This window comes from Rhizobium sp. AN6A (assembly GCF_900215635.1).
Taxonomy (GTDB): Bacteria; Pseudomonadota; Alphaproteobacteria; order Rhizobiales; family Rhizobiaceae; genus Agrobacterium; species Agrobacterium tumefaciens.
Map to the genome: position 1 here is coordinate 454,760 of NZ_OCNC01000004.1, position 24,133 is coordinate 478,892.

The following is a 24,133-nucleotide window of genomic DNA, read 5'->3' on the forward strand; positions in this document are numbered from 1 at the left end:
GACAGCTTATGCGTCTGAAAATCACCCATACGACCGAATATGTCTATGACGAGCCGATGCCCTATGCATTGCAACGGCTGCGCCTGACGCCACAGACCGGCCCGTGCCAGACGGTGGAGGACTGGGATGTATCGGTCGACGGCGCCACCGTCGAAGTGAGCTATGACGACCATTTCGGCAACCGTGTCGCACTGGTCGAGACCGAAGGCCCGCAACGCAGGGTCAAGGTCGTGGCTGGTGGCCTCGTCATAACCGAAGACAAGGCCGGCATGGTCGGCCCCCACACCGGCAGTGCGCCGCTATGGCTCTTCCTGCGCGAGACGCCGCTGACGAAGCCCGGCAAACTCGTGCGCGAACTGGCGAAGGCCAGCACCGGCAACAGCGAGCTCGAACGTCTGCACGACCTGATGGAGAAGATCAACAGCAAGGTGGAATATGTGCCGGGTTCGACCGACACCGAAACCACCGCCGAACTGGCACTCGAAGCCGGCAAGGGCGTCTGCCAGGACCATGCCCATATCCTCATTTCCGCCGCCCGGCTGATGGGCCTGCCCGCCCGCTATGTTTCCGGTTATCTGATGATGGAAGACGTGGCGGAGCAGACGGCAACCCATGCCTGGGCCGAGGTGCATCTGCAGGGACTCGGCTGGGTTGGCTTTGACGCCGCCAACAATATCTGCCCTGATGATCGCTACGTGCGTATTGCCCTTGGCCTCTGCTACCGCGACTGCGCGCCGATATCGGGCATGCGGATCGGCCCGGCCGGTGAAACGCTGAACGTTTCGGTGACCGTGCAGCAATCGCAGAGCCAATCGCAAAGCTGAGACAATGGCCGGCAGAGACGACGACACGATCGGCTTTTATACGGATAATGCCGGAGCCTATACGTCGAGAGGGCAGACGGCGGACCTTCCCCATCTGGAAAAATTCCTGACGCGCCTGCCCAAAGGCGCGACCATTCTCGAACTGGGGTGTGGTGGCGGGCAGGACAGTGAATTCATGCTCGCTGCAGGTTTCGACGTGCGCCCGACGGACGGCACACCCGAAATCGCCAAGGCGGCGGAAACGCGGCTCGGCATTCCCGTCGCAACATTGCTGTTCGAAGATATCGGCGACGTGGAGACTTATCACGGCGTGTGGGCCAATGCCTGCCTGTTGCATGTCCCCCGCCCCGCTCTTTCCGGCATCATCCGCCGCATCCATACGGCGCTGAAACAGGGCGGTGTTTTTTACGCCAGCTTCAAGGCCGGGGAAGCGGAGGGCCGCGACACGTTCGGTCGCTATTACAACTATCCTTCGAAAATCTGGCTTGAGGACCTGTACGGGCATTTCGCCTGGGTAGGCCTGGAGATAGAAGCCCGGCACGGCAGCGGTTACGACAAGCTGCCAACAGACTGGCTGCATGTGACGGCAACGAAATCCTGATCCGCTTTCAACAACCTGTGGGTTGCGAAAGCCCGCCGTGACCGGTTAAATCGCCGCAGCAACGATCAGGGAGAGGGCTTTTTGTACAGTATCTCCGACTATTGCGACTGCCAGTCCCATGGACCCATCATTGCGGAACGGGTCTGGACGGCATGGTGGCAGGATAGTGGCCTCCAGGTCGGCGATGTGGCCGAACATCTGAAGGATATGGTGAACCCCCATGCCCTTCCGACCGGCTTCGTCGCCCATGACGACAAGGGTTACGTCGGCTCCGCCTTTCTTATCCATTGCGATCTGGAGGAGCGGCCACAATATCTGCCATGGGTTGCCGCACTCTGGGTGGAGGAAAACAGCAGACGCTCAGGTGTCGCCCGGGCGCTCATGCAGGCCGCAACACAACGGGCCGCCGAACTTGGTCACGACACCAGCTACCTGTGCTGCCAGCGCCATCTCGAAACCTATTACACGAACTGCGGCTGGACCGTTCTGGAACGTGGTGTCGGCAAACACGACCTGACGGTGCTGACCTACAGCACGAAAACATAGACTGTCCGCTATATCCGTTGCCGGACATCAGGGAGGAAACATGAAACCGCCAGCCGCCCTTATGGAAACCGCGATCTACGCCGATGATCTCGACGCGGCCGAGGCCTTTTATCGCGATGTCTTCGGGCTGGAGGTGGTGCGCAGGCTGCCGGGCCAGTTCGTGTTCTTCAAATGTGGCCGGCAGATGCTGCTGGTCTTCGATCCGCAACAATCGCGCACGGCCACCCCCGACAATCCGATCCCGCGCCACGGCGCCACCGGACAAGGCCATTTCTGTTTTTATGCGAAAGACAAGTCGGAAGTGGACGACTGGAAGGCCCGCTTCGAGGAGCTTGGAATTCCCATCGAACACTATCACCGCTGGCCGAATGACAGCTACTCCGTCTACATCCGCGACCCGGCCGGCAATTCCGTGGAGGTGGGCGAAGGCAGGCTGTGGGGGTTCGAGTAAGCCCCAAGTACCCGGAAGAACGCCATGAAGAACATTTTTGTCGTCACGCACACCCAGTCCGTCCATCATGTCGAGAACAAGGTCGGGGGCTGGTATGATACTGAACTGACACCCAAGGGAAGAGCCGATGCGCAGGCGACAGCCGACAAACTTGTGGCCTTGATCGGCAACGCATCAGTCGAAATCTTCAGTTCCGATCTTCTGCGGGCCTCCCAGACTGCGGCAATCCTCGCTGAACACCTCAAGTGCCCTTTTGAAATCACGGATGGCCTGCGGGAAATCAGCTACGGTTCGGCGGGTGGCATGCCGCAGGAATGGCTCGACGCCCGTCAAATACCGGCCCCCCATCACGACCGGATGGATCATCGCGGCGGTATTGCTGATGGCGAAACGAGACGAGAGTTGGCCGAAAGAGTGTACCGCGCCGTGGACACGATTATATCGCGTCCTTGCCCCACGCAGATCATCGTTACCCATGGATTCGCTCTTACCTTCGTCATCGCGGCATGGATCAAAATGCCGAACGATAGCGTCGGTTATGTCAGCTTTCCGGCGCCTTCCGGCAGCATCACGCACCTAAGACAAGACGATTACTGGCAGAACCGCGCCGTTATCGCTTTGGCGGATGTTTCCCACCTGAAGACAAGCCCGGGGATGACGCCGAGAGGCGGGGGACGCTGAGCGACCCCCACCATCAACCGTTTAACGTGCGGCCCCGGTAGATCAGATCTGCCGAACCGTGATCTCTTCTTCCGCATTAACCGCCAGCGGGTTCTTCAGCGGCAGGCCGAAACCGGCGGCCTCGATCTCGAACACGTCACCGGCTTCCGGCTTGATGCCTTCGGCAAAAGAGAGCGTCGCGGTACCGAACATGTGCACATGCACGTCGCCCGGTGCGCGGAACAGGCCGTATTTGAAGTGGTGATATTCAAGGTTCGCGAAGGTGTGGGACATGTTGTCCTCACCCGAAACAAACGGCTTTTCGAAAATGACCTTGTCGCCACGACGGATGCGTGAGGTGCCGCGAATATCCGACGGTGCAACGCCAACGCGGATTTCCGGGCCGAAGCTTGCCGGGCGCAGCTTGGAATGGGCGAGGTAGAGATAGTTGATCCGCTCGGTGACGTGATCGGAAAATTCGTTCGACACGGCAAAGCCGATGCGCACGGGTTCGCCCTTGTCGGAGATCACGTAGATGCCGGCCATTTCCGGCTCTTCGCCGCCATCAAGCGCGAAGGACGGAGAGGTGAGAGCAGCACCGGGTGCCGCTGCGACATAGCCGTTGCCCTTGTAGAACCACTCGGGCTGAACGCCCTTTTCGCCAGCCTTCGGCTTGCCGTTTTCCAGACCCATGCGGAACATCTTCATGGAATCCGTCAGGCTTTCCTCGGCGGCTTCCGTGGTCTTCTTGTGCATGCTGTCGCGGGTAGCAGCAGAGCCGAGATGGGTCAAGCCCGTGCCTGTCAGATGCAGATGCGCCGGATCGGGATGGGTGATCGGCGGCAGAAAGCGACCTTCAGCGTAAGCCTTCTCAAGATCGACGGCATCGCCGAGACCATGGGCGGACACAACATCGGCAAGGCTCTTGCCACCATTGGCAGCTTCCATGGCGAGCGCGTAAACCGAGTCAGCGCCGTTGACGGCGTGCGCCTGTCCGCCTTCTTCGCGAACGGCGACGGTGATTTTGCCACTGGCATCCTTGATCTGTGAAATGAGCACGGGATTTCCTTCCTGCGGCGCAACGCGCCTTATCTTCTTCGGCGCGTTGCGCCTTCACCTTATGAAAGTGGCCGGAAACCGGCCACTTTTTTGACTTGCTATATTGGCTGGGCAATCAGCCCTTGTTCTTGTTGTAGACGTCGAAGAACACGGCAGCGAGCAGCACGAGGCCCTTGACCATCTGCTGGAAGTCGATGCCGAGGCCGACGATCGACATGCCGTTGTTCATGACGCCCATGATGAAGGCACCGATAACAGCGCCGGTGATCTTGCCAACGCCGCCGGAGGCCGAAGCACCGCCGATGAAGCAGGCCGCGATCACGTCAAGCTCGAAGCCAACGCCTGCCTTCGGCGTTGCCGAGTTGAGGCGGGTCGCGATGATCATGCCGGCCAGACCGGCCAGTACACCCATGTTGACGAAGGTGAGGAAGCTCAGGCGTTCGGTGTTGATACCGGAAAGCTTGGTCGCCTTCTCGTTGCCGCCCATGGCGTAAACGCGGCGGCCAATGGTCGTGCGGCGCGTCACGAAGCTGTAAAGCGCAATCAGAACCAGCATCACGATCAGGACGTTCGGCAGGCCGCGATAGGTGGACAGCTGGTAACCCAGGAACAGGATAGCGCCTGAGATCAGCAGGTTCTGCACAATGAAGAAACCGAACGGCTCCACGTCGATGCCGTGCTTCACGTTCACCACGCGACGGCGCCACGCCAGATAGAACAGTACGACCGTAATCAGCAATGTCAGGATCATCGACGTGGTGTTCAGACCTTCGATGCCACCGATATCAGGCAGAAAGCCGGTGCTGATGATCTGGAAATCGGTCGGGAACGGGCCGATGTTCTTGCCGCCGAGCACAAAAAGCGTGAGGCCGCGGAACACAAGCATGCCCGCCAGCGTCACGATGAAGGACGGAATGCGGTGATAGGCGATCCAGTAACCCTGGGCAGCACCGATGATGCCGCCGATGACAAGACAAATCAGCGCCGCGAGAAACGGGTTCATGCCCCATTGCACGGTCAATATGGCCGCAATCGCGCCGACGAAGGCGACGATGGAACCGACCGAAAGGTCGATGTGCCCGGCCACGATGACCAGCAGCATGCCAAGCGCCATGATGACGATGAACGAGTTCTGCAGGATAAGGTTGGTCAGGTTCACGGGGCGGAACAGAATGCCGCCGGTGTAGAACTGGAAGAAAACCATGATAGCGACGAGCGCGATCAGCATGCCGTATTCGCGGATATTGGAGCGAATATACGACCCGACCGAGATGACGTTGCTTTCTTCGTTTGTGGTGTTTGCCGAACTCATGAGTTCTTCTCCCCTGAGCGCATGATAGCGCGCATGATGCTTTCCTGGCTCGCCTCTCCCTTCGGCAATTCAGCGACGATGCGGCCTTCGTTCATGACGTAGATGCGGTCGCAATTGCCGAGCAATTCAGGCATTTCCGATGAGATCATCAGAACGCCTTTGCCGTCGGCAGCGAGCTGGTTGATGATGGTGTAGATTTCGTATTTCGCGCCAACGTCGATACCGCGTGTCGGCTCGTCGAGGATCAGGACATCAGGATTGGAGAAGAGCCACTTGGAAAGCACGACCTTTTGCTGGTTGCCGCCCGAAAGATTGACCGTTTCCTGAAAGATGCCCGAAGAGCGGATGCGAAGGCGTGTGCGGAAATCGCTCGCCACCTTCATTTCCTTGATGTCGTCGATGACGCTGGCCTTCGACACGCCGGCCAGATTGGCAAGCGTGGTGTTGTGCAGAATGTTGTCGTTGAGCACCAGACCGAGATGTTTGCGGTCTTCCGTCACATAGGCAAGACCGGCATCGATTGCCTTGCGCACGGTGCTGACATCCACGGGCTTGCCGTCAATCAGAACGTCGCCGGTGATCTTGTGGCCGTAGGACTTGCCGAACACGCTCATGGCGAATTCCGTACGCCCTGCCCCCATCAGCCCGGCAATGCCGACGACTTCGCCCTTGCGCACGGTGACGTTGATGTCGTGCAGGACCTTCCGGTCGCGGTGCTGCTGGTGATAGGCGTTCCAGTTCTTCACTTCGAGAATGGTCTCGCCGATCGGAACGTCACGCGGCGGATAACGATCTTCGAGATCGCGTCCCACCATGTTGCGGATGATGACGTCCTCGCTGATTTCTTCCTGATGACAGTCGAGCGTTTTCACCGTCATGCCGTCGCGCAGCACGGTGATCTGGTCGGCCACCTTGCGCACTTCGTTGAGCTTGTGGGTGATGATGATCGACGTCATGCCCTGCTTGCGGAACTCGATCAAAAGGTTGAGCAGAGCCTCGGAATCGCTCTCGTTGAGCGAGGCGGTCGGCTCATCAAGGATGAGAAGCTTCACGCTCTTCGACAACGCCTTGGCGATTTCGACCAGCTGCTGCTTGCCGACGCCGATATCGGTAATCAGCGTCTCTGGCGATTCCTTCAGGCCCACCTTCTTTAGAAGTTCGCGGGTACGGTTGAAGGTCTGCTGCCAGTTGATGACGCCGCCCGAAGCGACCTCGTTGCCAAGGAAAATATTTTCGGCAATCGACAGGAGCGGCACAAGCGCAAGCTCCTGGTGAATGATGATGATACCAATATCTTCGCTGTCGTTGATGGCGCGAAAATTTCGCACAGCACCTTCATAGTGGATCTCGCCCTCATAGGTGCCAGCGGGATAAACACCGGAAAGGACCTTCATCAAGGTCGACTTTCCAGCGCCGTTCTCGCCAACGAGCGCGTGGATCTCACCTTCCTTTACCTTAAGGTTGACGTTCTCAAGCGCTTTTACGCCCGGAAACGTCTTGGTGATGTTCCGCATTTCGAGAATGGTATTGGCCATATCGCAATCCAGCGCCCGATTAATTCAGGCGTTTTTATTTTTATGGAAAAACGGGGACGGCGCCAAGCCATCCCCGCATGTGTTTCAGGCTTATTTCAGCTGATCTGCGGTGTAGTAACCACCGTCGACGAGAACCTGCTTGTAGTTGTCCTTGGTCACGGCAACCGGCTTGAGCAGGTAGGACGGAACAACCTTGACGCCATTTTCATAGGTCTTGGTGTCGTTCACCTCAGGCTCTTTGCCCTGCAGAACGGCGTTGACCATGCCAACAGTAACCTTCGCGAGTTCGCGAGTGTCCTTGAAGATGGTCGAATACTGTTCGCCAGCAATGATCGACTTGACCGACGGAACTTCAGCGTCCTGACCGGAAACGACCGGCAGCGGCTGGTCCTTCGTGCCATAACCAACGCCCTTCAGCGAGGAGATGATGCCGATGGACAGACCGTCATAGGGCGACAGAACAGCGTCAACCTTTGCGTCGGTGTAATAAGCCGAGAGGAGGTTATCCATGCGAGCCTGGGCCGTTGCCGGATCCCAACGCAGCGTACCGACCTTGTCCATGCCCATCTGGCCCGACTTTACGACCAGCTTGCCGCTGTCGATGTAAGGCTTCAGAACCGACATCGCGCCATCGTAGAAGAAGAAGGCGTTGTTGTCGTCAGGAGAACCGCCGAACAGCTCGATGTTGAACGGACCCTTGCCGTCCTTCAGGCCAAGCTTGTCGGTGATGGAAGTTGCCTGCAGAACGCCAACCTGGAAGTTGTCGAAAGTGGCGTAGTAGCTGACGTCGCCGCTGTTGCGGATAAGGCGGTCATAAGCGATGACCTTGATGCCCTGCTGACCAGCCTGCTTCAGAACGTCCGACAGGGTCGTGCCGTCGATCGAAGCAATCACGAGGACCTTAACGCCCTTGGTGACCATGTTTTCGATCTGGGAAAGCTGATTCGGAATATCGTCGTCGGCATATTGCAGATCGGTCGTGTAACCGGCTTCCTGCAGCTGCTTGACGATGTTGTTGCCGTCATCGATCCAGCGCGCGGAAGACTTGGTCGGCATGGCGATACCGACAGAACCCTTGTCCTGCGCGAAAGCCGGCGCTGCAAAGGAAGCAGCACCGATGGCACAAGCCGCCATCAGCGAAATAATGGACTTCATTAACTCTCTCCCTTGAACCCTCTTTGGTACCCGCTTGTTGCGTTGCACCATAAAATTCATGCCATCAGAGGAAGAAGCCGCATTGCGCCCGCTCCGATCTCGCAACTGCGAAATGGAACAGATGCCGCTCCTCCCCGGCATTCCGCAAATTGTTCTGAATCCATATAACTGTCAAATAGAATAAATCAGTTTACGTATATCAATTATGATATATTAAATCGATACAATAACCATTGAGGGGTATAAACCGGCGAATGAGCAACCAGAAAGTGTATGAGCAGACGCAAACAGCGGATGCGCTCTTCGTCTTCGAAGACAACCCTTTGCTGCGTGCCGGCTTGAAGATGAGCCACCTGCGCATGCTGGTCATGATCGAGGAGCACGGGCAGGTCAGCGCCGCCGCGGCCGCCATGAACATGACGCAGCCGGCGGCATCGCGCATGCTCTCGGAAATGGAAGCGATCGTCAAAAGCCCGCTCTGTCAGAGAGCGTCGCGCGGTGTGGTGCTGACCAAGTTCGGTGAGGCGCTGGCGCGCCGCGCCCGCACCATATTACTGGAGCTGCGCGAGGCGAGCCGCGAACTCAACCAGATGAAATCCGGCAGCGGCGGATCGGTTTATATCGGCGCCGTCACCGCACCGGCCATCAGCCTGGTCGTACCCGCCATAAGACGGGCGATGGACACCTATCCCGGTATCGAGATCAACGTGCAGGTGGAAAGCAGCAACGTGCTGGCGCGGGAACTTCTGGCCGCGCGTCACGATTTCATCATCGGCCGCATCCCCGATGATTTCGACCCCGGCCTGTTCTCCATCCATGAAATCGGCATCGAGCGCGCCTGCCTGGTGGTTCGCGAGGGCCACCCCCTGCTCCACGGCGAGCCCGTGACATTGCAGGATCTGTCCGGTTACGACTGGGTCTTCCAGCCGCCCGGCGCGCTTTTGCGCAGAACGATGGAAGACGTGTTCCTCACCCACGGCGTCGCCATGCCGCGCAACGTCATCAATACGCCATCCGTGGTGCTGACGCTTGCCCTTATCTGCAACACGGATGCAATTGCGCCAATCGCGCAGGACATGGCCGAGTTTGTGGCCGGCCAGCAGGCCGATATCGGCCGCACCCGCATCCTGCCGACGGATTTCGAGCTTGTCGTCAAGCCATACAGCATCATCACCACCAAAGGCCGCGTTTTGCCGCCCAGCGCCCGGCTGCTCTACGATCTGGTTTTGGATGAAAGCCGCAAACTGACTGGCTTTTGAGGAAGGCAAGCCAGACGCCAACTTCATTGTATATAGGGACCGGACTTATTGGACCTGCCCGGGGAATAGCCACATGCTTTTCGGACAATCCGTCTTCGAGTCGGTCGTCGAAAGACTGAGACAGGAAAAAGAAGACGAAAGCGCGGAGCCGACGCCGCCCGGCGGTCATCGTATTGTGGGTTTCAGCTCTGGCTTCGTCGTGGATACCTATCCTGATGCACCGCAACCGGGAAACGCCAGTCTCGACGCCTATCTGGCCTTTCTGCCGGAGCCCGTTGCGCTTGCCGAGCCCCAGCCGGAACCCCAACCCGAACCTATGCCGGCCCACCTCGAAAAGACCTCGCTCGCGGATGTTTCAGCAGAACTGGCCATCCATGAAACCGACACAGCCGCAACGCTTGCGGAAAAGCGCCGCGCCTTCGCAAGGCTCAATCATCCCGACGGAGTGAGACCGGAATTCCGGCACAATGCGACGCTGCGCATGACAGCGGCAAATCTCCTGATCGACCAGGCGATCCGGATGCTGCGAACCCGTGAGCATTTCCAGTAAATGCAGATAGCGGTTTTACGCCCGGACAGCGCGCCTCAGCCGGCGTCGTTTCTGTCAGCAGGTGCGCTTTCGACTGGCTCGTCTGAATCGTCCTTGCCCGCGTCAGCCTTGCCTGCAGCGTTCTCGTCGCTGGCGGGCTTGAACTTCAGCAACAACTCATAGGCCGCATAGACCGCCACGCCGCCGACAACCGTACCCCAGAAAAATTCGCGATTGACGAATTCGATGACGGACCAGGCGGCGCAAAAGCCGACGATGAGCAATCTGACCCACAAGCGGCGATAAAGCGGATGGCTCGTGTCAATAATCAGCATGGCGTTCCCGTTTCGGGCCTTTCCAGAACATTGCGCAGTTGCGGCATGACGCGCGCCAAAGGCGTAGGTACGTCTAAGGCGTCTTGGCCGTTTCGCAGGAAAATTGCAACGCAAATCGACCCGCCACCAATCATGCCCTCGTGAAAGGGATATGCAGGGGGATTGCCGACCGGCTTGACCGATACCGCTCAGTCCCGCAGGCGCCCAAGCAGGGCCAGCAGCTGGTCACGGGCTTTTTTGCCGCCGATCCGGTCGATCAGCTTTTCCTCGCGGTCACGCCATGCGTCGGAAAGGCGCTCAAGAAGGCTGCTGCCCTCATCCGTCATGTCGAGGAAATGAACGCGCCTGTCCTCTTCCGACCTGCGACGGACGAGCAATCCCTTGTCTTCCATGCTATCGACGATCGCGACGAAATTGGCGCGCTGTATGCCAAGCGCCTCGGCCACATCGCTCTGTTTGAGGCCCGGATTGCCGCCGACGATGACGAGAACGGAAAAATCGGCCGGCCGCAATCCCATCTCCGCCAGCACGTCGGAAAAGCCGTTTGCCACGGCAAGTTGCGAGTGCCTCAGATGATAACCGATCGCGGTCGTCAACAATCCATAGTCGATAGCGTTTAAATGCTCCGCCTGCGTGCCGCCGCTTTCGGCCTTTTCCGCCCGTGGCCCGTTGCTATGTGCCAATTGCAAAGCCATCCGATCCCCCGCCTGATTCGTTCCTTAACCCTGCCGGAATGATAACCGACAACAGGACTAAACTGTATCCCAAATAAATGTAGATGATACTAATATTGTATAATAATTTGACAGTTAATACCCATTGCGACAACCCCTGTCTCGTAATCACCATCGGGCGCAAAAGAAAAGTATGATTATTTACCCACCGATTTTTAGGGTCAAAAACCACCTCGCCCGCCTTGTTTGAAAGGCAATACGACAATCAACCCGCCTGTGTACAAAAGTGCCAGGACAGCAGCCGGATGCGGCGGTAAAATACTACTTAAAAGGGAAACGCCTTATCAGGAAGAAACGCATTACCGCAAACAACATACCGCCCTTCTATCGCAAACATGCAGGCAGCAGCCCTCGCAGCAACCCACGCTCTCCCCCTCGCCGGAAAACAGGCCCCGTTTCGCAAATCTTTGATTTTTAGACATTGATGCGGAAAGAAAGCTGGGGTATGAACCAACCGCTGCACGCGATTCAAGCGTGACCGCTGCACCCGTAGCTCAGCTGGATAGAGTGTTGGATTCCGATTCCAAAGGTCGCAGGTTCGAATCCTGCCGGGTGCGCCAATGAACTCCTTGATTTTATTGACTTATCAGTCTTTTCTTGTCCTCGCGTGCGCTGGAAATAAGCTAGCTCAGTCCTAGCTCAGTAGCGCATACCCTTCGGAATTTCTCAATGATTTCAATGTAGCGTTTCCGGGCTCGGACGCGGAGCTAGCGCAGTTTCAGCGCAGCGCATCGACCATAACAACTCGAAAGGTGCCCCACGTTATGCTGCAATCTCCCGCCCCGACGAAAAAGACCCCATTCGCCCTTTTCCAGCGGGAGGGAACGCGGAATTGGTCGATTCGCTACTCGATCGGCGGCAAGCAATACAAGAAGACCCTCGGCACCGCTGATGAGGATCAAGCACTGCAACGGGCCTACGAAATCTGGCATGAGCAGAGCTTTCGCAACAAACAGGGCCTATCGCTAGACAGTCACCCTTTCGTTGAGGTGGCAGAAGAATTCATCGAAAAGATCGTGGCCGAGGCCGAGCGGGACGAACGCAGCAAATACCATCCGATCTATTGGCCGCCGATCATTCGCCGCTTTCCCGTCGGCTACTTTGGCGACCGCCCCATCGAAACGATTGCCACCGCCGACATCGAGCGCTATCTGGAATGGCGCAAGACCTACTGGACGACAGGCCCCGGTTTGCAGGTTCAGAAAATCCGATGCGAACGCGAGGACGGTCGTATCTTCATTCGCCCTGCGCCGCGCAAGGTCGCTGCATTGAGCACGATCAAGGGCGAAATGGTCATCATCCGTGAGATATTCGAGCAGGCGGCGAAATGGGGCTATTGCAAGCCCATCATTATTCCGGCGGTCAAAGCCCGAAAGAAACCCGATACGCGCCGTCCCGGTTTCTCACCGGAGGAATATGAACGGCTTCTCAACAAAAGCTTGGAGCGGATTAGCGAACCACAACAGTCGGTGAAGCTGATCAAGGCCAAGGATGGACGGGTCTGGACGCAAAGCACCCTGACTGACCGTGTGCGCTCAGATCGGATGCGCCTGCACGCCTATATCGAGCTCATGGCCAATTCTGGCCTGCGTCCCACGGAGGCGAAGAACCTGAAATGGGGCAACATTCTCCGATATAGGGAAACGAAAGACCTTCCCCAATTCAAGCAGGATGCACGGCTCCAGGTGCATGGGAAAAGCAAACACGGTGATGCAGTGCCACTGCATGGGGCGATACAGGCGCTTCGTATGCTGTGGACTGTTTTTGTCGGCGAGGTCGGCCGCGAACCTACTGATGACGATCCTGTCTTTGCCGACGCTAAAGGCACGGCAATCTTGTCGTTCAGTCGCGGCCTGAGCGCTTTGCTCAAGGCGGCAGACTTGGAACGCGATCAGCGGGGCGTCAAACGAACCGCCTATTCGCTCCGGCATTTCTACATCTCGCAGATGCTCGCGAACAACGTCTCGATCCATCACGTCGCCCGCAACACCCGAACATCCATTGCGATGATCGACAAGCACTACGCTCAGGTCAACACCGAGCAGATTAAGGACTTCCTCCGCCCCGGCGAAGAGGACTTGGTGAACGAACCGAAGCTGCTGGACGACGAGACCTACGACGAAATCGCTCTGCTGGAAAAGCGGCTGGCCGAATTGAAGAGCGGCAGCAAGAACGGTTCGACGGAGCAACAAATCGTGAAGCGGTATACAGAGAGACGAGCCGGATAGCAGGGCCTTGCGGCAGATGGCTTCGCGGCATTTCCGATTGCTCAGGCAGGAAAGTTCGTTCGAACGAACTTTTTGCATGTGGACACCCACCGATCTTCAGATGTTCACGCCGCAAATGCTCGGAACAGCCCGCTGATCCGTCCGTCTTTGACCCTGTAGGCAGACACGCCGTTTTCTATGACCACGACCGCCGAAAAACTGGTGCTGTCGAAACTGATCTCGGTGATAAGCTCCCGTATCGCGGCGTGGGCCTCTGAGCGTAGCTCGTAGTGCGTGGCTTCTTCTGCTTTTTCCCACGCCACTCGAAGCTTCGCTATACGGTCGCTCATGTTGGCAGTGTTGTCGTGCCGGATTGACTGGCGCTGGCGCTCAGCCTGTTGGTGCCGTAGCTCGGCCTCGACGGCTAGGCGTTCGCTCTGCCTCGCTTTGAGCAGATCAATAATGGCGTCCGGCGGCAGACTGTCGTCCTCGATGGCTAACGCGAGCCGTTGTTCTTTTTTGCGCAGCCCTTCCAGTTGCAGTGTCAACGCGGCAATGGTCTCGTCGATTGCATCGAGAACAGTGTCCAACCGCGCCGCTTGCAGCGTTTCCGCCAGATTGATCTCCTTGACGTGATCGAGGATGACTGCCTCCAACGGCTCGTACCGGAAGTGCCGCTTGCCCTCGGTGCAACGATGCCGCCGCACATAGTTGGCGCAGACGAGATAGCGCCCGTTCTCGTTACCCTTCACACGGCTGAGCTTCATCGTCATTGGCCCGCCGCAATGGGCGCAATGGCAAAGACCAGTGAAGAGATTGGCAAACGTGTCGCCTTTGCGGCCCGGTCTGCCGGGGGTGCTGCGCATCGCCTGCACGCGCAAAAACAAATCCTTCTCGATGGCGGCGGGGAAATAGTTCTCGATTGCGTCGCCATCCAGCACTCGCTTGCCGTCCTCCATGCGATGCGGCTGGAATGTGCCGATGACATCATGCCGCGAAAGCAGCGCCTTGATGATGCTCTGATACCAGCCGTCCTTGCTCTTGAAGGCCGGAACGCCATCCGCATTGAGCTTGCGTGCGATCACCGTCGAGCCGAGCCCGCGCGTTGCCATCTCGTAGATTGCCCTCACCGTGTCGGCGTGCCGGTTCAGCGTGAACGCGTACCGGCTCGCATCGATCCGTCTGGCGTCGATCCATGCGGGGGTTAACCCGGTAATATGACCTTTGCCCTCTCGCGCCTGTTCCCGCTTGCGTTTCGCGACGGCGCTGATGCGCTCACTCTTCGTCTGGCTCTCCTCGTGACCGCGCGACATCACCGCAAGCCCGATAATCAGCTTGGTCCAATCCCCGTTAAGCCGGTCGCGGCTGTAAATCTGTCGGTCCTCGCCGAGCGTCGCAATGACGATTCCTGCGTTGATGATCGCCATGAACAGCGTCAGCGCATCCGGGACGGCTTCGCGCGACAATCGGTCAAGGCTCTCGATCAGCAGATAGCTGCCCTTGGGGATTTCACCACTGTCGACCATTGCCAGAAACTTGCCTAGCGCGCCGGTCTTGAAGTTTCTGCCCCTCCACGCGCTGACGCCTAAGTCCTGCAAGCTGTCGTCCAGAAGCAGAGAGTGCTCGTCCGCGAACGCTTTCGACCGTTCAAGCTGTCGGCGTAAGCTATCGCCGCGAAGCTGCTTGCGGGTGCTCATACGGACGTAGGAATACGCCCGGATCGGAAATGTGTTGCTGTCTTCGGTGCCCATGGCGGCCTCCTTATGTTGCGATCCGCTAACATGGGGGTGTCGGGCGGGCGAGCGTGAGCGTCGCCGAGTGCAAACGGCTAGAGCAGCGTAAGGCTGTGGCTTGCAGGAAGGTGGGTTAATACCTGGGCGAAAGCCGACGCAAATCACCAAGGCTTTCAACCATGAGTTCTGTAGTCTTGCTGGTTAACAGGCGGTTAATTCGAGCGGAGCGCAAAGCACTTTGGCATGACGCTGGTGCGGCTGACGGGGACGGAAACCCGAACGCAGGCATTGCCGATGACCAGCATATTGACGAACATCTCCGCTATGGCCGCACTGCAAACCCTGCGCATGATTGGCAGCAACACGGCCGACACGCAGCGGCAGGTGAGTTCGGGGCTCCGGGTGCAAACCGCGTCGGACAATGCCGCCTATTGGTCGATATCCACAACGATGCGTTCGGACAACATGGCGCTTTCCGCCGTGGCTGACGCCTTGGGCCTCGGCGCTGCAAAGGTCGACGTCGCCTATGCCGGCATGGAAAGCACGATCGATGTCCTCAGCGAATTCCGGGCAAAACTCGTCGCCGCTAAGGAAGACGGCGTGGACAAGGCGAAGATCCAGACCGAGTTGGACCAGTTCAAGGCGCAGTTCGTTTCCATCGCCTCATCCGCCAGCTTCAACGGGGTCAACTGGCTCAACACGGATGCGCCGGAGAACCTGTGGGAATTGTCGTCGCTGCCGACGAGCATCACGTCATCCTTCATCCGATCGGCTGACGGCTCCGTGCGGGTCGGCACCACGGATATCGACGTGGCGGATATCAGCCTGTTCAACGTGGGCGGCGGTGGGGCCTTGCAGAAAGACCCACGTTCGCTTGGTGATATCGGCGGCTTTCGCGGAAACGATACCTCCACATACGGAGACCCCGGCTATCAGGATTTCGACTTCACCGGCCCGTTCACCTTATCGGGAGCCGACACGATCAGTTTCGCCCTGCTTGTGGACGGCAACAACAGCTGCACTGTCACCATCGACGAAGCGACGATCAATGCCGCGCTGTCGAAGACCGACGGAACCGTGTCCACCGACGACGACTTTGCCCGCGTGTTGCGATACGCCTTCGGCACCATCAACGATGTCGCCAGGGTCATCTTGCGTTTCGACGGCGTTCGACTCCAGAGTGCTGAGGCAACCGGATCATCCAATTCCAGCATCGAGATTTCCGGGGTGACATCAAGTTTCGCTCCGGGGAATTTCGGCGCTGGACTTGAGAACGGCGCGACCTCGGAGCTTGCGGACGATTATCCGCAATGGAGTTTCGGCTTTTCAGGCCCATTCACCGTCTACCGCGATGTCGAATTCAGTTTCGACCTTCAGGTCGGAAGCGACCCGGCCACAACGATCACTGTCACGCGGGACATGGTAGATACCGCGCTCGGCACCTCCGACGGCAAAATCACATCAGCCGCAGACATGGCAACACTGTTGGACTACGCGCTTGACGGGAAAGGGCTCGACGTAACGGCCAGCAGTTCAGCCGTCGTCTTCGACATCGACAAAACTCTCTTCCCTGATGCCGGAAGGCGGGCGGTCATTCAGATCGGCAACGTCACCGACAACATTGGCCCTGCGCCGGATTTCAACATCGTGGATGTCGATATTACGGATCCCGCCAACGATCTCGACAACTATCTGAGCGGCGTGGACGCCATGCTGCAAAAGGTCATTTCCGGGGCAAGCACGCTCGGCGCGGTAGAGACACGCATCGGCATGCAGGAAAGCTTCGCGCAGACCCTCATGGACAGCATCGACAGGGGCATTGGCCGTCTTGTCGATGCCGACATGGATGAAGCCTCAACCCGGCTCAAGGCGCTACAGGCGCAAGAGCAACTCGCCATTCAGTCCCTGCAAATAGCGAACAGTGACGCCGAGAATGTGATGATACTGTTCCGGTGATCGCCCCAACTTTTCAGAACAGGACGTAGTAGGTAAAAACGCCAGCGGTCGTTACAAAAAATGCTGCCGCAGTTTGGAGGAATTTTCCGACAAATTTCCTACGTATCATACCTAGGAGCGACAAATCCGACGTTCTATCGAGCAGTTTGACAGCAATCACTGTCAAAGAAATCGTGCACAATCCGGTCAGCATTACTGAAAATGGTTTCGGCATAGTGAACAGCTCGCCGAGCCAATTAACAATCAATGAGGCCAATGTCACGATCACTGCGACAAATACAAAGTTGGTAAGAAAATCAGCTGCTTTTTCGGCGCTGGGACGCGATTTGTCGTAGTCTTCCGATTGTTGATTGCCTTTTGGAATCGATTTTGAGCTGGTCCAGCAGATGGCAGCCAAGGCAATAAGCGTCGCAATGTATACGTAGTTCATTGAATTATCACCGCTTTACTCGTTTTTTCGTCAAGGCGGTCATAGAGGACATAAATTGAGAATGATTTGAATTTTTGTCTCAAATTTACTCTAGAAGCCGCAGATAAACTCTCCGCTCGCCCTTTTGGCAGACGGCTGTATCCAGGGAACACGTTCAACGGTTTCGGAAAGGATCACAGCATGTCTCACCTCAAGGCCCTCAAGCTTACCACCGCAGTTCCGGTACGTGCTGCCGCCGACCCCGTGCAGCGTTCGCGGGAAAAGATGATTGCCGCACTGGCCGAGCAGAAGCAGATGGCTGAAGCGAAGATCGCCGGTCAGGCGTTCACGCCGACGCATGTCGTGCGCAAGAAGAACGCCGAAGGTGTCCGTGTCGAGGTCGAAGCACCCAAGCGTGTGCGTCAGGGTTGGTTCACCGACGGTAACGGCAAGGTGTTTTTCGCTCTGCGATATGCTGGCAAGACCATCGAATTCGCCAAGGACAAGAACGCTGTCGAGATCGGGGAGCTTTCGGCGCTGCCGAAGGTCATCGACACGCTCGTTGAAGCTGTCCGGGCTGGCGAGCTTGACGCGCAACTGACCGCTGCTGCCGTCGAGCGCGGCAAGATGCTGCGCAAGCCCGCATAAACAGCGCAGTTTTTACCGGGCAAACATCCGAAACCCATGGGATCAAATGATCCCATGGGTTTCGTGCGTTCCGGCGTTGCTGCAATGCCATCAAAGAGCGCCCCGGACACGCGTTCGGTGCGGGGCCGCTGCGCAACACTGTTTTCGGGCTAGGCCGCATTCCTGAAGCTTCTGTGCTTCTGCCTGATATGCGTCGCCCGTCGGGCTTGACCCCGAAAGCACGCGCACCTCCGCCATTTGTTCGGTCGCGTCTTTGAACTCGCCCTTTGCGCCATCTGGAATTTTGTTTCCGCCGAAACCGAGCGGAGACCTGATGCAAGACCATTCACCCGGCGATCACGACGACAAACTTACGCAGGCGCAAATTGACCTGGCCATGCTGTTCATGACGGACCTGCATGTGGGGTCCGAACGGCTCCACAAGATCAAGCGCAAGGGGACGTCGCTGAACCTGCGCTATGAAATCGACGGCGAAACGCACCAGCGCAACTACCTCTCGGCGTTGTCATGGCGGGCGATTTTGCTGTTTGCGCTGACCCAGGGCAAAACGGCCACCGTGCACGAGATGGACCAGCCGGGGCGATACCGACGCGTGTTCCCAATAACCATGCTTCGCCGCCTTCAATGGCATGCACGACCGAATGCGAATTTCCCGCCTGTCGCCCGGCTTTACGATCCCGATGGCAATTCAGTGATGCTGCTGACACGGAGCCGCGTTTGTGGTCATGCTGTAGATGCCCTGCATGATCTCACTGATGGCGGGCCGGTGTTTCAGCCGTTGTGGATCTCCGACATCATGGCATTGCGGCCCATGCTTGGCATCGAGCTTATCCGCGACGAGACATTTTCTCCTGCGATGCCGATCAGCGCGTATCTCGAAGCAGCCGCGATGACGGGCCGGATTGTCGAAGAGCCGGAGCTTTCCGATTTGCCGCTCACCGGGACTATTCCCCGGCTTGCAACCCCGCCGTCATCCAAGGCGGTTCGAAGCATCTTCGATCAGGCCTGTCGGGAAAACCCGGTACTGGAGAGGCTTCGGAACCGCACGATCGACGATGACTATGGCTTGTAGCTTCGTTCGACCTGCCGCGCGACTTGTGAACTGCCCGGGCGAGAAGTCAGCCTTTGTTCGCCAACTCGAAAATAAACTGCTGTTGTTGCGTCGCCAACAATGCGCCTGCGAACTTCTCTTCCGATCCGTCTTGTTCCCAGCGCAACTCATATCGCAGGATTGGTACATTGTGTTCGAGCGTCAAATCGGACAGGCGCTGGCGCTCGCTTTCCTCGTACGCCGCATCGTCGGTGAATTTGCGCGTTTCCGGCTTATTCTTGCGAGCCAACAGGTCCGGCCCTATCCGATCCTGCGGGGTGACGAATTCGAAGCCGATAATTGCATTCAATTGCGCGTAAAACTGCGGTTCAGGTAACACCTTCTTCCGCAAATCCAGGTCTGGTCGCACGAAATACGAACTGATCCGTTTGCAACGGTCCATGCTGAACATTGCGGTATATGTGGCTGCTCCCGCGTAGAGGGAGATACCGCCCTCCAAATAGGTCAGCGGCTTTTGTAGCCGTGCGATGCGTTCTTTGAGTTCTGATGGTGTCATTCCGAATATCCGCTGATGCCGAATGGGGACCGAATTGCTCCGGTCCCATAGCTGGCGCTGATTGAGGTTTGTTTAAAGCGGCAACTCAGTTGGCCGCCTTCGCCATCACTCGCCTCAACATCCGCGTATTGCGCAACGGGAGATGGAGAGGCGACCGAACTGTACGATCTACGAGGCTACGCCTTCGAATGACCTAAAAGATACGCTGCGTAGTCGCGCCGATAGTCTTCAAGCACGCTGTCGTCCCCGCGATGCATATACTGGTCATGAAGCTCGGGATTGCCTTGTTTCGCGGCGGCATAGATCGGATTGCACTCAAGCCACTCATCAGGAACCATCTGGTCTAGCTTCATTTGAAGCAGCACCATCCGGCAGCGGATTGCGTTGATCTCTTCGGTGAGGGGGCGATACATTTCGGCCCATTCGGTCTGGTAACGGTAGATGGCGATTTCGGCGTCAGCCAATGTGTCACTAAGCATGAAATTGATCCGTTGAAAGAGTGAAGTTTTGTGTGAAAGGGGTGCCGGGGCCATTTGACCCCGGAGTTGTCGTGTTTCACGACAACTTGGCCTCTACGGCGGTCGTATTGACGATATCGCGCATCCTGCGAAGACCGACCAAGTCCTCAAGACGCTGGAACATCTGCCGATAACTCAGTCCTCTGATATAGGCGTAGTCGGCTCCCAAGACCTGCAAGAGTTTTCCGTCGGAAATCGTCTCGCCTTCAGCAGACAAAATCTTCTGCGCCAGCGGCAGAAGCTCACCCGGCATCGGCCAAGGGCAGTGGGCGACCTTGCAGCGGTCACGGATCGGCGCGGCCAGTTTCTCCAAATGGTTGGTCGTCAGGATGAACAGCGTATACGGCATCAGCCTGTCGATTTCAGCCTTGAGCGCATTTTGTGCCGAACCCGAAAAGCCATCAGCCTCGTCGATGATGATGATGCTCAACTGCTTCTCGTTGAACTTCGTCACCGATGCGAAGGTCGCGATTTTCTCGCGCACGGTATCGATGGAATTTTCCATGCTGCCGTTGATGAACAGGATATCGTGCTGCGACACATCTGCGCAGAGGCTTTCGGCGAGCGCCCGCGCAAAAGCCGTCTTTCCGGTTCCAGCCGGACCGTAGAGCAACAGAGGCCGCGTGTTGTTACCGCCGACATAGTTCATGGCGGCAAGCTTCTGATCGTAATGGTGGAAGTCGGACAGCTCTTTCGGTCCGTAGGTATCGGCATAATTCATCGTAATCTCCATTTCCGGGAAGTGTGAGGTAGCCTTGAGCCACCCCGGTAAAATCAAGCCTGTACGGCGTCTTCCATCGCAGCCTTGAGGCCGGTCGCAGTAACGCCGTTGACCTCGATGGATCGCGTCTTGCTCTTATTGCCCGCCGTTTCGGCGCCGGCGTCCTCGCCTTCGCTGGCCTTCGCGATAGCCGCGAACACAGCGTTGAGAACCGCATCCGTGTTCAGCGTGAACAGAACATCGTGGCCGCTATTCGGGTTGCGGCGGCTGATATGGACGAGGAAGCCATCGGCGCCATCCTTCATGTCCGCGGCCTGCGCAGCCGGGATGACGAAAACCGGCTTAAGCTGCTTGCGCACCTTCGCCTTGCCGATTTCGGCCGGCTTTTTGTCCGACGACTTCGGCTTCTGGAGACGGATGTTCTCGACGCCGCCTTCATCCTTGATCCACTGGACCAGGTCTTCGGGCGTCTTCTTCTTCGCCTGCGCGGCTTCGAGAACCTTGCCGAGCGAACTTGCGCGGCGGCGATCCGTATCACCGAACACGATCTTGACGGCAATCGAGGCGGCGGGCGTTGCCGCATTCATGCTGATGTCGAAAAGGGTCGCAACCTCGCGCAGTTCTTCAGGCGTCGAGGAGGTCAAAAGCCGGTAGGTCTCGGCAAGGATTTCGTATTTGCGGCGGTTGCTCGCTGCAACCTCGCCGGCTTCCCACGCCTGACGGGCGGTGCGAAGCGTGGCGACTTTGGACTTCAGGCTTGTTTCAGCCTGCATCTGTTCGGCCAGGCTGCGCGGAGCCGCCGGGGTTTCAGCCGCAATGTTTTCCTGTGTAGTTTCAGACATTTGTTTCTCCTGTATGTCGTGATTGACAGCCAGAAGATCGCCCGAACCCGCAAAATCATCATCGAGTATTATTTTGGGAGGTATCGGAGATATGTCTTTATTTTCAATTCCTTAGACGATGTGGATTTTTGAGGCCCGGTTTCGGACATGAGAAACGCGTTGTATTTGCGCGCAACCTGCTCCGCCAAATTCAGATCCAGGAGAAGGCGCTTGCTGTTCGTCCCGACCTGCACGGCGGCCTCAATGCAGACGGCCAGTCTGGCGGTGCGTGACTGGATTGCCTTCAAGGTGGAAAAGGCTGGCAAAGATGCCACGCTATACCGCTGTTCGAGCTTCTGAATATCGACAGGTGAAAAGTATCGTGGGTTCGCCAACTCGCGTTCGACGTTTCTCAGGACGGCGCAGGCATCGTAAGACGGCTTCGTCTGCCACTCCGTGAACCGCTGCTGAAACGGTCGCGCAGCAAATGCGGCCCCCTTCTTACGCTTCTGCTCATAGTAATGGCTGATCGCCTCGAACCGCTCCTGCGCAGAGCCGCGCATTATCAATGCGAACGCATCCGGCTCCACCGGGCTGGCAACTGGCGCACCGAGCCGCCGTTCGAGCTCCCGTTTAACGGCACGTTCACGCGGGAACATTCCATCATCGAGGAAATCATAGAGGGCTTTGCGGATAATCGCGGCACCTCTGACCAACCGCGCAGGGGATCGTTCGATCCGGTCAGGGATTGGCCAAGGTTCGGGCCAATAGAGCTTGATGAGGGCCAATTGCTGCAAGCTGAAGCCGCGCAACGGAATATACGCAGGCAGCGCCTTGCGGAACGGTCCGCGTCCCTTTCCGTACCTGCGCATCGGGGCTTTCTGACGAAGAACATGATCGAGGCGGGCGGTTTCGTGCAGCGCCCATAACCGCTCGAACAGATCGATGGCCGCGATGGTGCTCAGCGGAACGACATCGTCGCGAAAAACGGCGCGTAGACGCTGAACGGCGGGAACCTGTGTATGAGCAGGGAAAAGAGAATTGCCGTTGTGAGGGGAAATGCTGGTCATGGCCGAGATTGCGATGAATTTCTTGCCAATCCATTGAAGTCGATAGTTTCGCTCTGCATCATCGGCAAAGCCATGTGCGATGTTCGGGAGAGTTTCGATCCGGACGGATCATTCGATGGGATGTTTGATGGTGTCGATGCCTAAGCATCTGTTGTTGTCTTCGACCGCATCATGCTCGGCACAGTCATTGCGAAGACGTTCTTGGTTCTCTTGAACCTTATCATTTACTCATGGTTTTCAACTGCCGCTCTGGGAGAGCCGCAATCGTTATGTCAATCCGTGCGCACGAGTGATCACCGGCGAGGCCAGGGTGATGTCATTGCGACCGTATTTGTCAGGCAGCCATGAACTGCCGGGCGAGCACGACCTGATCCGGGCTGAACTGCACGCTGTTCATTTCTTTCGTGCAGTACTCGGCCACACGATCCAAAAAGTAGATCGATTGAAAATTCGTGTCGCCGGATTGCGTCAATCGGTTCCACTTCAGCAACGTCAGGACTTCAAGATCGTGGCTCTTCGCAGCCGGAAAGCGCAGAAGCCCGTGAGCGTGAATATTCGTCTTCGTATGCTCGATGATAAAAAGACCGTCCGTGCGCTGGTCAGGTGAAACCTGGCTCCACTTCCGGCCAAGCAACGCCCTGTCCATCATGGCGAGGTATTCACCGATCAGGCGCGTCATATCCAATGTCTTCGACATCTCCGAAATCTTCGGTTCGCCCTGATATCTCCACGTCAGCACCTTGGGTGGCCCCTTCTCCTGATCCTTCTTCTCGCGGGGATCGGTCTTAGCGGTGTCGTTCGTCGTCAGGGTCACAAAGGCATTCGGCTGCATTTGCAGTCCGAGTTTCAGGTATGCGTCCCGGAGACGCAGACGTTGTTCTTTATTGTTGTGTTCCATGCCGTCCTCCTTGCTGCTCCATCAGCAGCGCCATTCTTATAAATATCTCAGCTATTTAGCGGTCAGCAGCAGAACCCCGCATCAAACGGGTCAGAACCGCAGGTTTTGAAGGAGGGCAACAATGGGCAGCGATATCGAGTTTCTTGAAGCAGTCTGCGAGCGAATGCAGCAGGTCGGGCTTGTGCAGAGCAAGGCCGAGTTTTCGACACGAATGCTCGGCAAGGGGCCGAGCTATCTGACATCCATGAGCGCCAGAGACCGGAAAGTGCCGGATGAGGTCATGGCGTTCCTAGCCGATCAGGTGACCACGGACATCGAAGAGGATGATGTCGCGATCTTCATCCTATCCGAGCAATGCGAGCAGCGCCGACGTGACCGGCTTCACCGCAATGATCTGCTCGGCTGGATCGCACACCACCGGGCATTGACGATGGATGACACGATCAAGGTATTTGCGGAGCCGAAAAGCACGGTGACAGCTTTCTCAATTCGGCAGAAGCTCACCGGCTGGCTGTCACGCCGCCGCGTGGCAATGCAGTGACCTT

26 protein-coding genes, 1 tRNA gene and 1 pseudogene are annotated in these 24,133 nt (G+C 57.5%); 14 read left to right on the forward strand and 14 right to left on the reverse strand.

Annotation, left to right across the window (positions count from 1 at the left end):
- Positions 1-8 precede the first annotated feature (8 nt).
- From CRO62_RS14820 to CRO62_RS14840, 5 genes are all read left to right on the forward strand, one after another.
- On the forward strand, positions 9-824 hold the full coding sequence (locus CRO62_RS14820; RefSeq protein ID WP_097100728.1) for a transglutaminase family protein: 816 nt from the start codon (positions 9-11) through the stop codon (positions 822-824).
- Between the two features lie 4 nt (positions 825-828).
- Positions 829-1,425, forward strand: a complete 597-nt coding sequence (locus CRO62_RS14825; protein WP_097100729.1) for a class I SAM-dependent methyltransferase — start codon at positions 829-831, stop codon at positions 1,423-1,425.
- 81 nt (positions 1,426-1,506) lie between these two features.
- The gene (locus tag CRO62_RS14830) at positions 1,507-1,971 is read left to right on the forward strand and encodes a GNAT family N-acetyltransferase (RefSeq protein ID WP_097100730.1); all 465 of its coding nucleotides are present in this window, start codon (positions 1,507-1,509) and stop codon (positions 1,969-1,971) included.
- Positions 1,972-2,011: 40 nt separating this feature from the next.
- Complete coding sequence (locus CRO62_RS14835) at positions 2,012-2,422, forward strand: VOC family protein (RefSeq protein WP_097100731.1); 411 nt, start codon at positions 2,012-2,014, stop codon at positions 2,420-2,422.
- A gap of 24 nt (positions 2,423-2,446) precedes the next feature.
- Positions 2,447-3,103: a histidine phosphatase family protein gene (locus CRO62_RS14840; protein WP_097100732.1), complete on the forward strand. Its 657-nt coding sequence runs from the start codon at positions 2,447-2,449 to the stop codon at positions 3,101-3,103.
- Between the two features lie 42 nt (positions 3,104-3,145).
- On the opposite strand, the gene araD1 is transcribed toward CRO62_RS14840, so the two are convergent.
- The 4 genes from araD1 to chvE form a co-directional block, all read right to left on the reverse strand.
- Positions 3,146-4,141, reverse strand: coding sequence for a 2-keto-3-deoxy-L-arabinonate dehydratase AraD1 (gene araD1 / locus CRO62_RS14845; protein WP_097100733.1), 996 nt, complete (start codon positions 4,139-4,141; stop codon positions 3,146-3,148).
- 115 nt (positions 4,142-4,256) lie between these two features.
- Positions 4,257-5,453, reverse strand: a complete 1,197-nt coding sequence (gene gguB, locus CRO62_RS14850; RefSeq protein WP_020809403.1) for a sugar ABC transporter permease GguB — start codon at positions 5,451-5,453, stop codon at positions 4,257-4,259.
- Positions 5,450-6,988 (reverse strand): sugar ABC transporter ATP-binding protein GguA, encoded by a 1,539-nt coding sequence (gene gguA, locus CRO62_RS14855; protein WP_003513716.1) that lies wholly within the window; start codon positions 6,986-6,988, stop codon positions 5,450-5,452. Before gguA ends, gguB begins: the two co-directional genes overlap by 4 nt.
- Before the next feature lie 90 nt (positions 6,989-7,078).
- Positions 7,079-8,143, reverse strand: coding sequence for a sugar ABC transporter substrate-binding protein ChvE (gene chvE, locus CRO62_RS14860; RefSeq protein WP_097100734.1), 1,065 nt, complete (start codon positions 8,141-8,143; stop codon positions 7,079-7,081).
- Positions 8,144-8,397: 254 nt separating this feature from the next.
- Between chvE and CRO62_RS14870 the strand changes: the two genes are divergently transcribed.
- On the forward strand, positions 8,398-9,402 hold the full coding sequence (locus tag CRO62_RS14870) for a LysR family transcriptional regulator (RefSeq protein ID WP_003513718.1): 1,005 nt from the start codon (positions 8,398-8,400) through the stop codon (positions 9,400-9,402).
- Between the two features lie 73 nt (positions 9,403-9,475).
- Entirely contained in the window at positions 9,476-9,952 is a 477-nt protein-coding gene (locus CRO62_RS14875; protein ID WP_097100736.1) for a hypothetical protein, read from the forward strand.
- A gap of 35 nt (positions 9,953-9,987) precedes the next feature.
- On the opposite strand, the gene CRO62_RS14880 is transcribed toward CRO62_RS14875, so the two are convergent.
- Positions 9,988-10,266, reverse strand: a complete 279-nt coding sequence (locus tag CRO62_RS14880) for a hypothetical protein (protein WP_097100737.1) — start codon at positions 10,264-10,266, stop codon at positions 9,988-9,990.
- Between the two features lie 188 nt (positions 10,267-10,454).
- Positions 10,455-10,961, reverse strand: coding sequence for a MarR family winged helix-turn-helix transcriptional regulator (locus tag CRO62_RS14885; RefSeq protein ID WP_097100738.1), 507 nt, complete (start codon positions 10,959-10,961; stop codon positions 10,455-10,457).
- A 522-nt stretch (positions 10,962-11,483) separates the two neighbouring features.
- Here CRO62_RS14885 and CRO62_RS14890 point away from each other — a divergent pair.
- Positions 11,484-11,560, forward strand: a tRNA-Arg gene (locus tag CRO62_RS14890).
- A gap of 204 nt (positions 11,561-11,764) precedes the next feature.
- Entirely contained in the window at positions 11,765-13,228 is a 1,464-nt protein-coding gene (locus tag CRO62_RS14895) for a tyrosine-type recombinase/integrase (RefSeq protein WP_097100739.1), read from the forward strand.
- A gap of 104 nt (positions 13,229-13,332) precedes the next feature.
- Here CRO62_RS14895 and CRO62_RS14900 read toward each other — a convergent pair whose 3' ends face one another.
- Entirely contained in the window at positions 13,333-14,958 is a 1,626-nt protein-coding gene (locus CRO62_RS14900; RefSeq protein ID WP_097100740.1) for a recombinase family protein, read from the reverse strand.
- A gap of 276 nt (positions 14,959-15,234) precedes the next feature.
- Between CRO62_RS14900 and CRO62_RS27655 the strand changes: the two are divergent.
- Positions 15,235-15,801, forward strand: a pseudogene (locus CRO62_RS27655) (flagellin); the annotation flags it as partial.
- A gap of 612 nt (positions 15,802-16,413) precedes the next feature.
- Entirely contained in the window at positions 16,414-16,896 is a 483-nt protein-coding gene (locus CRO62_RS27660; RefSeq protein WP_323455521.1) for a flagellin, read from the forward strand.
- 13 nt (positions 16,897-16,909) lie between these two features.
- On the opposite strand, the gene CRO62_RS14910 is transcribed toward CRO62_RS27660, so the two are convergent.
- Positions 16,910-17,326 carry a hypothetical protein gene (locus tag CRO62_RS14910; RefSeq protein ID WP_097100741.1) on the reverse strand — a complete coding sequence of 139 codons (417 nt, stop codon included), beginning with the start codon at positions 17,324-17,326 and terminating at the stop codon, positions 16,910-16,912.
- 180 nt (positions 17,327-17,506) lie between these two features.
- On the opposite strand from CRO62_RS14910, the gene CRO62_RS14915 reads away from it, so the two are divergent.
- Positions 17,507-17,953: a DUF6641 family protein gene (locus CRO62_RS14915; RefSeq protein WP_097100742.1), complete on the forward strand. Its 447-nt coding sequence runs from the start codon at positions 17,507-17,509 to the stop codon at positions 17,951-17,953.
- 253 nt (positions 17,954-18,206) lie between these two features.
- Positions 18,207-19,025, forward strand: coding sequence for a DUF2958 domain-containing protein (locus tag CRO62_RS14920; RefSeq protein WP_143539391.1), 819 nt, complete (start codon positions 18,207-18,209; stop codon positions 19,023-19,025).
- Between the two features lie 46 nt (positions 19,026-19,071).
- On the opposite strand, the gene CRO62_RS14925 is transcribed toward CRO62_RS14920, so the two are convergent.
- The 6 genes from CRO62_RS14925 to CRO62_RS14950 all read right to left on the reverse strand — a co-directional run bounded on the left by CRO62_RS14925 (position 19,072) and on the right by CRO62_RS14950 (position 23,588).
- Complete coding sequence (locus tag CRO62_RS14925; RefSeq protein ID WP_097100744.1) at positions 19,072-19,560, reverse strand: hypothetical protein; 489 nt, start codon at positions 19,558-19,560, stop codon at positions 19,072-19,074.
- Between the two features lie 176 nt (positions 19,561-19,736).
- Positions 19,737-20,039, reverse strand: coding sequence for a hypothetical protein (locus tag CRO62_RS14930; protein WP_143539392.1), 303 nt, complete (start codon positions 20,037-20,039; stop codon positions 19,737-19,739).
- 76 nt (positions 20,040-20,115) lie between these two features.
- On the reverse strand, positions 20,116-20,799 hold the full coding sequence (locus CRO62_RS14935) for an AAA family ATPase (protein WP_179784532.1): 684 nt from the start codon (positions 20,797-20,799) through the stop codon (positions 20,116-20,118).
- 53 nt (positions 20,800-20,852) lie between these two features.
- Positions 20,853-21,641 (reverse strand): hypothetical protein, encoded by a 789-nt coding sequence (locus CRO62_RS14940; protein WP_097100747.1) that lies wholly within the window; start codon positions 21,639-21,641, stop codon positions 20,853-20,855.
- Positions 21,642-21,709: 68 nt separating this feature from the next.
- Complete coding sequence (locus CRO62_RS14945) at positions 21,710-22,690, reverse strand: hypothetical protein (protein ID WP_097100748.1); 981 nt, start codon at positions 22,688-22,690, stop codon at positions 21,710-21,712.
- A 334-nt stretch (positions 22,691-23,024) separates the two neighbouring features.
- Positions 23,025-23,588, reverse strand: coding sequence for a hypothetical protein (locus tag CRO62_RS14950; protein WP_097100749.1), 564 nt, complete (start codon positions 23,586-23,588; stop codon positions 23,025-23,027).
- 121 nt (positions 23,589-23,709) lie between these two features.
- Between CRO62_RS14950 and CRO62_RS14955 the strand changes: the two genes are divergently transcribed.
- The gene (locus tag CRO62_RS14955; protein ID WP_097100750.1) at positions 23,710-24,129 is read left to right on the forward strand and encodes a hypothetical protein; all 420 of its coding nucleotides are present in this window, start codon (positions 23,710-23,712) and stop codon (positions 24,127-24,129) included.
- Positions 24,130-24,133: the final 4 nt, after the last annotated feature.

Bases quoted from the DNA above. Each gene is read 5' to 3' on its own strand.
- CRO62_RS14820 (WP_097100728.1), top strand. From the start codon at position 9: ATGCGTCTGAAAATCACCCATACGACCGAATATGTCTATGACGAGCCG.
- CRO62_RS14825 (WP_097100729.1), top strand. From the start codon at position 829: ATGGCCGGCAGAGACGACGACACGATCGGCTTTTATACGGATAATGCC.
- CRO62_RS14835 (WP_097100731.1), top strand. From the start codon at position 2,012: ATGAAACCGCCAGCCGCCCTTATGGAAACCGCGATCTACGCCGATGAT.
- CRO62_RS14840 (WP_097100732.1), top strand. From the start codon at position 2,447: ATGAAGAACATTTTTGTCGTCACGCACACCCAGTCCGTCCATCATGTC.
- gguB (WP_020809403.1), bottom strand. From the start codon at position 5,453: ATGAGTTCGGCAAACACCACAAACGAAGAAAGCAACGTCATCTCGGTC.
- gguA (WP_003513716.1), bottom strand. From the start codon at position 6,988: ATGGCCAATACCATTCTCGAAATGCGGAACATCACCAAGACGTTTCCG.
- chvE (WP_097100734.1), bottom strand. From the start codon at position 8,143: ATGAAGTCCATTATTTCGCTGATGGCGGCTTGTGCCATCGGTGCTGCT.
- CRO62_RS14870 (WP_003513718.1), top strand. From the start codon at position 8,398: ATGAGCAACCAGAAAGTGTATGAGCAGACGCAAACAGCGGATGCGCTC.
- CRO62_RS14875 (WP_097100736.1), top strand. From the start codon at position 9,476: ATGCTTTTCGGACAATCCGTCTTCGAGTCGGTCGTCGAAAGACTGAGA.
- CRO62_RS14880 (WP_097100737.1), bottom strand. From the start codon at position 10,266: ATGCTGATTATTGACACGAGCCATCCGCTTTATCGCCGCTTGTGGGTC.
- CRO62_RS14885 (WP_097100738.1), bottom strand. From the start codon at position 10,961: ATGGCTTTGCAATTGGCACATAGCAACGGGCCACGGGCGGAAAAGGCC.
- CRO62_RS14895 (WP_097100739.1), top strand. From the start codon at position 11,765: ATGCTGCAATCTCCCGCCCCGACGAAAAAGACCCCATTCGCCCTTTTC.
- CRO62_RS14900 (WP_097100740.1), bottom strand. From the start codon at position 14,958: ATGGGCACCGAAGACAGCAACACATTTCCGATCCGGGCGTATTCCTAC.
- CRO62_RS27660 (WP_323455521.1), top strand. From the start codon at position 16,414: ATGGCAACACTGTTGGACTACGCGCTTGACGGGAAAGGGCTCGACGTA.
- CRO62_RS14910 (WP_097100741.1), bottom strand. From the start codon at position 17,326: ATGAACTACGTATACATTGCGACGCTTATTGCCTTGGCTGCCATCTGC.
- CRO62_RS14915 (WP_097100742.1), top strand. From the start codon at position 17,507: ATGTCTCACCTCAAGGCCCTCAAGCTTACCACCGCAGTTCCGGTACGT.
- CRO62_RS14925 (WP_097100744.1), bottom strand. From the start codon at position 19,560: ATGACACCATCAGAACTCAAAGAACGCATCGCACGGCTACAAAAGCCG.
- CRO62_RS14930 (WP_143539392.1), bottom strand. From the start codon at position 20,039: ATGCTTAGTGACACATTGGCTGACGCCGAAATCGCCATCTACCGTTAC.
- CRO62_RS14935 (WP_179784532.1), bottom strand. From the start codon at position 20,799: ATGAATTATGCCGATACCTACGGACCGAAAGAGCTGTCCGACTTCCAC.
- CRO62_RS14940 (WP_097100747.1), bottom strand. From the start codon at position 21,641: ATGTCTGAAACTACACAGGAAAACATTGCGGCTGAAACCCCGGCGGCT.
- CRO62_RS14945 (WP_097100748.1), bottom strand. From the start codon at position 22,690: ATGACCAGCATTTCCCCTCACAACGGCAATTCTCTTTTCCCTGCTCAT.
- CRO62_RS14950 (WP_097100749.1), bottom strand. From the start codon at position 23,588: ATGGAACACAACAATAAAGAACAACGTCTGCGTCTCCGGGACGCATAC.
- CRO62_RS14955 (WP_097100750.1), top strand. From the start codon at position 23,710: ATGGGCAGCGATATCGAGTTTCTTGAAGCAGTCTGCGAGCGAATGCAG.